Source organism: Synechococcus sp. CCY 9618 (assembly GCF_019038415.1).
Lineage (GTDB): Bacteria > Cyanobacteriota > Cyanobacteriia > PCC-6307 > Cyanobiaceae > Cyanobium.
Genome location: NZ_JAFKRG010000086.1, coordinates 1 through 299 on the forward strand (window position 1 = coordinate 1; position 299 = coordinate 299).

The following is a 299-nucleotide window of genomic DNA, read 5'->3' on the forward strand; positions in this document are numbered from 1 at the left end:
GCAGAGCTGGGCATTCACGTGGTCACCCTCTACAACTGGAGGAAGGTCTGGAGGCTGCAGGGCGAGGTGGTACCGGCATCCGAGAAGGATCCTGAGGGCTGGGGTGCCACCGACAAGTTCACGGTGGTGCTGGAAAGTGCCGGTATGAACGCCACGGAACTGGGCACCTACTGCAGAGAACGGGGTCTGTTCCCCGAGCAGTTGGACCGCTGGCGACAGGCGGCCCAGGATGCCAATGCACAGCCGCTGCTGACGATGGCCGAGCAGAAGGACCTGGAGAAGCGCTACCAGCAGGATCA

General features: G+C 62.9%; 1 pseudogene. It reads left to right on the forward strand.

The annotated features are described in order from the left end of the window. Positions 1-299: pseudogene (locus tag KUG41_RS15245) on the forward strand (IS3 family transposase); the annotation flags it as partial.